The sequence below is a fragment of the Halomonas sp. OfavH-34-E genome (assembly GCF_024124525.1).
GTDB classification, from domain to species: Bacteria; Pseudomonadota; Gammaproteobacteria; order Pseudomonadales; family Halomonadaceae; genus Halomonas; species Halomonas litopenaei.
In genome coordinates this window covers 79091-88003 of sequence record NZ_JAMXRY010000020.1, presented here as the reverse complement: position 1 = coordinate 88003, position 8913 = coordinate 79091, and the positions used below count along the sequence as shown (strand labels likewise).

Annotated in this window: 8 protein-coding genes and 1 rRNA gene; 6 read left to right on the top strand and 3 right to left on the bottom strand. The window is 63.7% G+C overall.

The genetic code is table 11. The features are described 5' to 3' along the window. Together NH448_RS10740 and tyrS are read right to left on the bottom strand one after the other, a co-directional pair. A 16S ribosomal RNA gene (locus NH448_RS10740) occupies positions 1 to 85 on the bottom strand; the annotation flags it as partial. 1015 nt (positions 86 to 1100) lie between these two features. Continuing rightward, complete coding sequence (gene tyrS / locus NH448_RS10735; RefSeq protein WP_045993280.1) at positions 1101 to 2303, bottom strand: tyrosine--tRNA ligase; 1203 nt, start codon at positions 2301 to 2303, stop codon at positions 1101 to 1103. A gap of 178 nt (positions 2304 to 2481) precedes the next feature. On the opposite strand from tyrS, the gene NH448_RS10730 reads away from it, so the two are divergent. Next, positions 2482 to 3615, top strand: a complete 1134-nt coding sequence (locus tag NH448_RS10730) for an anhydro-N-acetylmuramic acid kinase (RefSeq protein WP_045993281.1) — start codon at positions 2482 to 2484, stop codon at positions 3613 to 3615. Between the two features lie 29 nt (positions 3616 to 3644). On the opposite strand, the gene NH448_RS10725 is transcribed toward NH448_RS10730, so the two are convergent. Beyond that, a complete protein-coding gene (locus NH448_RS10725) occupies positions 3645 to 4751 on the bottom strand; it encodes a type IV pilus twitching motility protein PilT (RefSeq protein ID WP_071211127.1) in 1107 nt (368 codons plus the stop codon). 66 nt (positions 4752 to 4817) lie between these two features. Here NH448_RS10725 and NH448_RS10720 point away from each other — a divergent pair, with 66 nt between their 5' ends. The 5 genes from NH448_RS10720 to metW all read left to right on the top strand — a co-directional run bounded on the left by NH448_RS10720 (position 4818) and on the right by metW (position 8855). After that, complete coding sequence (locus NH448_RS10720) at positions 4818 to 5513, top strand: YggS family pyridoxal phosphate-dependent enzyme (protein ID WP_045993282.1); 696 nt, start codon at positions 4818 to 4820, stop codon at positions 5511 to 5513. A gap of 78 nt (positions 5514 to 5591) precedes the next feature. After that, entirely contained in the window at positions 5592 to 6416 is an 825-nt protein-coding gene (gene proC, locus NH448_RS10715) for a pyrroline-5-carboxylate reductase (RefSeq protein ID WP_045993283.1), read from the top strand. Between the two features lie 20 nt (positions 6417 to 6436). Further along, complete coding sequence (locus NH448_RS10710) at positions 6437 to 7030, top strand: YggT family protein (RefSeq protein ID WP_045993284.1); 594 nt, start codon at positions 6437 to 6439, stop codon at positions 7028 to 7030. Positions 7031 to 7093: 63 nt separating this feature from the next. Continuing rightward, on the top strand, positions 7094 to 8269 hold the full coding sequence (locus NH448_RS10705) for a homoserine O-acetyltransferase (RefSeq protein ID WP_045993285.1): 1176 nt from the start codon (positions 7094 to 7096) through the stop codon (positions 8267 to 8269). Further along, positions 8259 to 8855, top strand: a complete 597-nt coding sequence (metW, locus tag NH448_RS10700) for a methionine biosynthesis protein MetW (RefSeq protein ID WP_045993286.1) — start codon at positions 8259 to 8261, stop codon at positions 8853 to 8855. Before NH448_RS10705 ends, metW begins: the two co-directional genes overlap by 11 nt. Positions 8856 to 8913 lie beyond the last annotated feature (58 nt).

Genomic DNA, 8913 nt, shown 5'->3' with positions numbered 1-8913 from the left:
CAAGCTAGGATCGTTTCCGCTCGACTTGCATGTGTTAGGCCTGCCGCCAGCGTTCAATCTGAGCCATGATCAAACTCTTCAGTTTAAAGTCTGATAGTCCGTTAAGCGGACCAAACTTGGCTCAAGGTTCAAACGTCTCGTTTGACGAGTCGCTTGCCTTGATATTTCAGTGACAGTGTCACTGACTCATCGGCAAGCGCCCACATGAATTACCTGATCAAATTATTAAAGAGCGTGCTCTGGGCTCTATAGAGAGCTTAAAGAGCTGCTCTTGCGGCACCCGGCCGGAAGAGCGTCTCGCTTTGCAGCGCCTGTTGGCGCAGCGCCCTGCGAGGAAGGCGTATTCTACAGAATCGAAGTGTTTCGTCAAGGCTTTCTTTTTTCGCCGTGCAAGCGATGCCTGCAGGACCCAAGAGAAAGCGAAGCGAGCCTGACGCGCATCCTGCGATGCCGTCTTGGCGACTCCGATCGAGTGGCGAGCATTTTACCGATTTCTCGTTGCCCGTCAAGTGGAGAATTTCTCGAAGACTTGAAAAAGCCTTTTCAAAACAATCACTTTTACCACCCTTCACCGCCTGTGACGTTTGCTCGTCGCCGGCAGCGGATGCGTACTTTACGGATCGGGGCCGGGCTTGGCAAGCACTTCGTGTAAAAAAATTTCACGCCGGCGTCATCACATCGTCATGAGCCAGAAGCCTCCAACACCCACCCCATCCTTCACGTCTCTACTGCGCTATTTCTACTGCGCTATTCCAGACCATTGCTCAATAGCTGATTGGTGCAGCGAGCCGGTCTGTCCTTTCACTTGCCGCTGCGCCCTCGGGAGCCGCACCTGTCGTTGCCAAGCCACCCTTGCTGCGTCTCTTCCTTGCTGCGCCGTGCTTGATGCACCTTGCCTGCTGCGCCGTCCTTGCTGCGCCAGCTTTCCTTACTGCGCCAGCCTTGGCCCTGGCCTTCGCCTGCCCCACGACTCGCGCCTTCATGTTACCCACAGTCATCTTCTCGCACCCGCCTGTGGACAGGTCGCAGGCAGGCGGGTGGCAAAACGAAGGACGCCCGCCAGTGGCGAGCGTCCCGGAAGCGATGGTCACACCGGCGGATCAGCCGCGCAGCGTAACTCTGGCGTAACGCTTCTTGCCGGCCTGGATGACATAGCTCTGGCCGAGCGCCAGCATCAGATCCTTGGCCACCACTTCGCCATCGACGCGCACACGTCCATTACCCAGCATGTCCTTGGCCTGGGCGCTGTTGTTGGCAAGTCCCGAGCGATTGAGCACTGCCGCAATCGGCGCCTGATCGCTGCCTTCAAAGACCACCTCGACCTCGGGCAAGTCTTCGGGCAGCTCACCTTCTGCCAACTGGTTACCGGCGCTTCGGTGTGCGTTCGCCGCCGCTTCATCACCGTGATAGCGGGCAATCAGCTCGCGCGCCAGCTCCATCTTGATGTCACGAGGGTTGTCACCACGCTCGATCCGCGCGCGCAGATCCTCGATGGCGGCATTGTCCTTGAGCGACAAGAGTTCGAAATAGCGCCACATCAGGCTGTCGGGCATCGATACCAGCTTGTTGAACATCGCCCCCGGCGCTTCGTCGACGCCGACATAGTTGCCCAGCGACTTGGACATCTTCTGCACGCCGTCGAGGCCTTCCAGCAGCGGCATGGTAATGACGACCTGGGGCTCGAGACCGAAGTGCTTCTGCACCTCGCGGCCCATCAGAAGGTTGAACTTCTGGTCGGTTCCACCCAGCTCGATGTCAGCCTTCAAGGCGACGGAGTCATAGCCCTGTACCAGCGGGTAGAGGAACTCGTGTACCGAGATGGCCTGGCCACCCTTGTAGCGCTTTTCGAAGTCATCGCGCTCGAGCATCCGCGCCACGGTGGTCTGACCGGCGAGTTCGATCATGTCAGCAGCGCTCATTTCGGAGAACCACTCGGCGTTGAAGCGAACCTCGGTCTTGTCGGGATCGAGGATCTTGAACACCTGCTCCTTGTAGGTCTGGGCGTTGGCCTTGACCTCGGCCTCGGTCAGCGGCTTGCGGGTGACGTTCTTGCCGGTGGGGTCACCGATGCGTCCGGTGAAATCGCCGATCAGAAAGATGACCTCGTGGCCGAGATCCTGAAACTGGCGCATCTTGGTCAACAGTACGCTGTGGCCCAGGTGCAGGTCCGGCGCGGTCGGATCGAAGCCCGCCTTGATTCTCAGCTTGCGCCCGGAAGCGAGCTTTTTCTTCAGCTCATCCTCCAGCAGAATCTCGTGCGTGCCGCGCTGAATCAGCGCAAGGGCCTCGTCCACATCGCTCATGGTATTCACTCCACTTATCAATTCGGCTTTCCAGCTCGGCTTGGCTTGGTCAATCGGCCCTTGCGCGGACATCGACGCCCCCGTCAGCAGGGGCACGTCGTCACGGCGCCGGCGCCAGGTATAGACAGTGGCGGGGATGTTACCATGAACCTTTCCACCGGTTGAGATGACAAGGCCCATGCAACGCTTCATTGGACTGATGTCGGGCACCAGCATGGACGGGATCGACGCCGCCCTGGTGCGCTTTGACGCCACAGGCACGGCAGCTCTGGAGGCCAGCGTCGGCATTCCCATGCCGCAGGCTCTGCGTGAGCGGCTGTGGCAACTGGCCCACGCCGATCAGGTCAGCTTTGCCGACCTGGCCTGGGCCGAGGAGGCTTTCTGTCAGTGCCAGGCCGAGGCAGTCCAGAGATTGCTCGAGCAACAGGGGCTTGAACCCGAGGACATCGCTGCCATCGGCAGCCATGGGCAGACCATCGAGCATGCCCCCTACGGCCACCAGCCAGACTCGCCCCCCTATACATTGCAACTGGACAACCCCAGCCGGCTGGCCGAGCTGACCCGCTGTGCCGTGGTCGCCGACTTCCGCCGCCGCGACCTGGCCGCCGGCGGTCAGGCCGCACCACTGGCACCGATCTTCCACCAGCAGGTATTTCGCCACCCCGAACGCTGGCGGCTGGTGCTGAACCTTGGCGGCATCGCCAACCTGACGCTGCTGCCGCCGACCTCGAACCCGCGTGCCCCGCTGGGCTTCGACACCGGGCCTGCCAATGCCCTGCTCGACGCCTGGCACCAACGCCATCGCGGCACCCCCTTCGATGCCAACGGCGATTGGGCTGCCGGCGGCCAGGTGGATACCGCACTGCTCGAGCGTTGGCTGGCGGAGCCCTACTTTCACCGCCCACCGCCTCGCAGCACCGGGCGCGAGCTGTTCTCTCTCGACTGGGCAGAGGCGCAGTTGAACGGTTCAGAGTCACCACAGGACGTCCAGGCCACCCTGGCGGAACTCACTGCCACCAGCGTCGCCCTGGGCATCGAGATGGCGCGGGAGCACTTTACCGCCCCTGCCTCCCTCGATCTGGTGCCCTGCGGCGGCGGTTCACGCAACCTGGACCTGCTGGCACGCCTTGCGCGCCAGCTGCCGGAGGCCACTCTACTGGACAGCGAATCCCTGGGCTGGCCGGCCGACTGGCTGGAAGCCGCCGCCTTTGCCTGGCTGGCCCATGCCCGACTGAATCTGCAACCCGGCAACCTGCCGTCGGTCACCGGCGCCAGCGCAGAGCGCGTGCTCGGCGGGCTCTACGCCCGCTAAAAAGTGACGACTGGCTCTGAACCACCGCCTCACCCCCAGCCTTCGCCCTGGGGGCTCACCCAGCCCTCGTTCTGCCCGCCGCTCCAGCCGGCGCTCGGCCCGCTATCGACCAGAGATTCACGGGTCAGGCGCCGGGCATCCTCCGGCGCCACCTCGCCACAGGCCACCAGTCTCGCCAGGTCGGCGTCCAGGGTCTGCATGCCGGCCTGGCCACCGGTCTGCATCGACGAGTAGATCTGGGCCAACTTGTCCTCACGGATCAGATGACGGATCGCCTGATTGATCAAGAGGATCTCTCGCGCCGCCACTCGCCCGCCCCGGCTGCTGGGCAGCAGCGCCTGGGAGACGACCGCCTGCAAGGACTCCGACAGCATGGTCCGCACTGCATTCTTTTCATCACCCGGGAAGGCATCGATGATCCGATCGATGGTCTTGACCGCGGAGGCGGTATGCAGGGTGGCAAATACCAGATGCCCGGTCTCGGCCGCGGTCATGGCCAGGCGCGCCGTTTCCAGGTCGCGAATCTCTCCGACCAGAATGACGTCGGGATCCTCGCGCAGGGCGCTGCGCAGGGCGACGGCAAAGCCCTCGGTGTGGCGGTGTACCTCACGCTGGGACACCAGCGCCTGCTGGCTGTGGTGGATGAACTCGATGGGATCCTCGATGGTGAGGATATGGTCGCGACGGTGGCGGTTGATATGGTCGATCATCGCCGCAAGCGTTGTGCTCTTGCCGGACCCGGTGGGCCCGGTCACCAGTACCAGGCCCCGCGGCAGGGCGACAAGACGTTCGAAGATCTCGCCCATCCCCAGCTCTGAAAGCGTCGGGATACGATCGGGGATGGTACGCAGGACCGCCGCCGCCCCGCGCTGCTGGACGAAAGCATTGACGCGATAACGCGACAGACCCGGTATCTGGTGGGAAAAGTCGGCCTCGTGGGTGCGCGAATACTGCTCGCGCAGCTCCTCGTCCATCAACGACTCGAGCAACAATCTGACCTGACTGTCGCCCATCGGCGGGCCAGGCAGACGCTCCAGTTCACCATTGACGCGCATCACCGGTGGCAGTCCCGCCGACAGGTGCAGATCCGAGGCGCCCTGCTTTGCCGAGAGTGCCAGCAGTTCGGTAATATCCATGGGCTTACCAGGCTTGAACCCCCGACTCGGGGGCAGGGAGCCCCACGATAGGACAGACCCAGGCCGATGACCACGACGATTGCCGAATCCTTGACCCAAGCCCGGACACGCCTGAATCAGGCACTTGCAAAGGCGGGAAGAGCGCCCGACGCGGCCCTGCTGCTGGCGGTCAGCAAGACCAAGCCAGCCGACATGATCCGGGATGCCTATGCCCTGGGCCAGCGCGACTTCGGCGAGAACTATCTACAGGAAGCGCTGGATAAACAGGCCCAACTGGGCGACTGCCCTGGCATACACTGGCACTTCATCGGACCGCTGCAATCCAACAAGACACGTGACGTGGCCAGCCATTTCGACTGGGTCCATGGTGTCGATCGTGCCAAGATCGCTCAGCGCCTGAGCGATCAGCGCCCGGATGGCCTTCCCGCACTGAATATCTGTCTGCAGGTCAACGTCAGCGGCGAAGCAACCAAATCAGGCGTCAGCCTGGAGGAGCTGCCTGAGCTGGCGAGCCTGGCGGCGGCGCTGCCTCACGTGCGTCTGCGCGGATTGATGGCCATCCCGGCCCCCAGCGAAGACCCAGAAGCGCAGCGCGAGCCCTTCCGTCTACTGGCCGAGGCCTTGTCATCGCTGCGTCGAGAGCTGCCGGACGCACCGCTGGACACCTTGTCCATGGGCATGAGTGCCGACCTGGAGGCCGCCGTCGCCGAGGGCGCCACCATCGTGCGCCTGGGCACCGCGATCTTTGGCTCGCGCCAGTGAGCCCGTCGCCACGACAGGCCTGGTGACGCTACCCTGTTTGTCCGAATATCCAATGCCCTACCCTTCAAGGAGCCCCGCATGGCCAGCAACGTGACCTTTATCGGCGCCGGCAACATGGCCAGCGCCATCTTCGGCGGCATGGTGCACAGCGGCTACCCTGCCGATGCCATCACCGCCACCGCCACCCGTGACGCCACCCTGGCGCCGCTCGCCGAGCGCCTGGGCATCCATACCACCACCGACAATCTGGCGGCGATCGAGCACGCCGACGTGGTCGTACTATCGGTCAAGCCACAGATCATGCGCCAGGTGTGCGAGACTCTACGGGAGTCGGTGCAAAAGCGTCGGCCGCTGATCGTGTCGGTGGCGGCTGGCCTCAGCGCCGAGACCTTGGAACAATGGCTGGGTGGCGGCCTGGCGGTGGTCCGCTGCATGCCCAACACTCCGTCGCTGGTCGGTGCCGGTGCCTCCGGGCTGTATGCCAACCCGCGCGTCAGCGACGAGCAGCGCGCCCTGGTCGGCGAGCTGATGACGTCCGTCGGCATCATCGAATGGGTCGAAGACGAAGCCCTGCTGGAAGCGGTCACCGCCGTCTCGGGCAGTGCACCGGCCTACTTCTTCCTGATGTTCGAGGCCATGGAAGAGGCCGCCGTCAAACTCGGGCTAAGCGCAGAAAGCGCTCGCCGACTGGCGATGCAGACCGCCTACGGAGCCGCCTCGATGGCGATGCAGAGCGACCGTGATCCCGGTGAACTGAAACGCAATGTGATGTCCCCGGGGGGTACCACCGAGAGGGCCATCGAATATCTGGAGCAGGCAGGACTGCGGCAGGCGCTCGACGGCGCCATGCAAGCCTGTGCCAAGCGTGCCCAGGAAATGTCTGCCGAACTCGGCAAGGGTTAATCAAAGACGGAGGAGCCCACATGGGCAGTCAACTGGGAAACGCTGGCCTGCTGCTGGTCAACACCCTGATCAACATCTTCTTGTTCCTGCTGATGCTGCGCTTTCTGCTGCAGGCCTCGAAGGCGGACTACTACAACCCCTTGAGCCAGTCGGTGGTCAAGATTACCCAGCCGGTGGTGCGTCCCTTCCAGAGCGTGCTTGGCCCGGTGATGGGCCGCTTTGACCTGGCCACCCTGGCCGCGGGCTTTCTGGTCAAGGTGATCAGCATCATCATCCTGCTGCAGCTGGCCGGTGTCGGCATGCCGAGGCTCGATGGCCTGGCCATCGCCGGCGTCGCGGCCCTGGCCAGCGCGATCCTGAAGATCTACTTCTTTGCGCTGATCGTGATGATCATCCTCAGCTGGGTCGCCCCCAACGCCAGCCATCCCGGCGCGCTGCTGGTGATGCAACTGGTGGAGCCGATCATGGCGCCGGTACGCCGGGTGATTCCGCCGCTGGGAATGCTCGACCTGTCACCCATCGTGGTGTTCATCGGCATCAACCTGATCGATGGCATCGTGGTGGGTTCGCTGGTCCGGGCCGCCGGTATCTCCGGGATGCTGGTCGGGCTCTAGGCTCGACCAACGCTCGCGTACACGGCCACGACAACACCAACTTTCACTGGACACACACGACTGATGCCCGAGACGACTCGCGATTCGGTCGGACTGGTGACGCCGCAGGTGGCGCACTTCGACGACCCTCTGCCCCTGGTCTGCGGCAAGACGCTGCCGGCCTACGATCTGGTCTACGAGACCTACGGCACCCTCAATCAGGACCGCAGCAATGCGGTCCTCATCTGCCATGCCCTGTCCGGCCACCACCACGCCGCGGGCTATCATGACGAGGCCGATCGCAAGCCAGGCTGGTGGGACGCCCACATCGGCCCCGGCAAGTCCATCGACACCGATCGTTTCTTCGTCATCTCGCTGAATAACCTCGGCGGCTGCCACGGCTCCACCGGGCCTTCCAGCATCAACCCGGACACCGGCCGCCGCTGGGGGCCGGACTTCCCCATGGTCACCGTCTGCGACTGGGTCGACAGCCAGGTTCGCCTGGCCGATCGCCTGGGCATCAGCCGCTTCGCCGCCGTCGTCGGCGGCAGCCTGGGCGGCATGCAGGTGCTGCAGTGGTCACTGGCCTATCCGGAACGCATCGCCAACGCGGTGGTCATCGCCGCCACGCCCAAGCTGTCGGCGCAGAACATCGCCTTCAACGAGGTCGCGCGTCAGGCCATTCGCTCGGACACCGACTTCCACGACGGCCACTACGCCGATCACGAGACCCTGCCCCGTCGCGGACTGAAGCTGGCGCGCATGGTCGGCCACATTACCTATCTGTCCGAAGACGCCATGGGTTCGAAGTTCGGCCGTGATCTGCGCAGCGAAGACCTCAACTTCGGCTTCGACGTGGAGTTCCAGGTGGAGTCCTACCTGCGCTACCAGGGCGACGCCTTTTCCACCTCCTTCGACGCCAACACCTATCTGCTGATGACCAAGGCGCTGGACTACTTCGACCCGGCCTCGTCCCACCAGGGCGACCTGGCCAAGGCCCTTGCCCCGGCTGAGTGTCCGTTCCTGGTGGTCAGCTTCAGCACCGACTGGCGGTTCCCGCCGTCACGCTCCAAGGAGTTGGTCAACGCCTTGATTCGTGCCGGCAAGTCGGTCAGCTACGCCAATATCGACTCGCCCCACGGCCATGACGCCTTCCTGATGCCGGAGCCGCGCTATCAAGCGATCTTCGCCGGCTTCATGAGACGCGTCGCCGATGACCTCAAGCTGCCGTCACGCCAGGAGGCCGACCATGCGCTCTGACCTCACCCTGATTCACGGCTGGATTCCCGAGGGCGCCCATGTGCTCGACCTGGCCTGCGGTGACGGCACCCTGCTGCACGCTCTGGCGCGCGACAAGGGCGTCACCGGATACGGTCTGGAGATCGATCCTGACGGCATCACCGCCTGTATCGAGAAGGGCGTCAGCGTCATCGAGCAGAACCTCGACGAAGGACTCGCCAACTTCGAGGATGACGCCTGCGATCTGGTGATCATGACCCAGGCGTTGCAGGCGCTGCGCCGCCCCGACCGCATGCTCGACGAAATGCTGCGGGTGGCCCGGGAATGCATCATCACCTTCCCCAACTTCGCCTACTGGCGCCACCGGGTCCATCTTGGACTACGCGGCTACATGCCGGTGTCCAAGTCGCTGCCCCACGCCTGGTACGACACCCCCAACATTCACCTGTCGACGTTCAATGACTTCGAGGCGCTGTGTCGTGACAAGGGGGTGACCATCGTCGACCGCGCGGTGGGCATCAAGGACCACGAAGGTAGACGGCTGTCACGGCTGTGGCCCAACCTGTTTGGCGAGATCGCGATCTTTCGCGTGAGCCGCGACGGCTGACACCTGGCGCGGGCGCGCCACAGGCCTCGGCGCGACAGGATGGGCCGAGGGTCAAGGC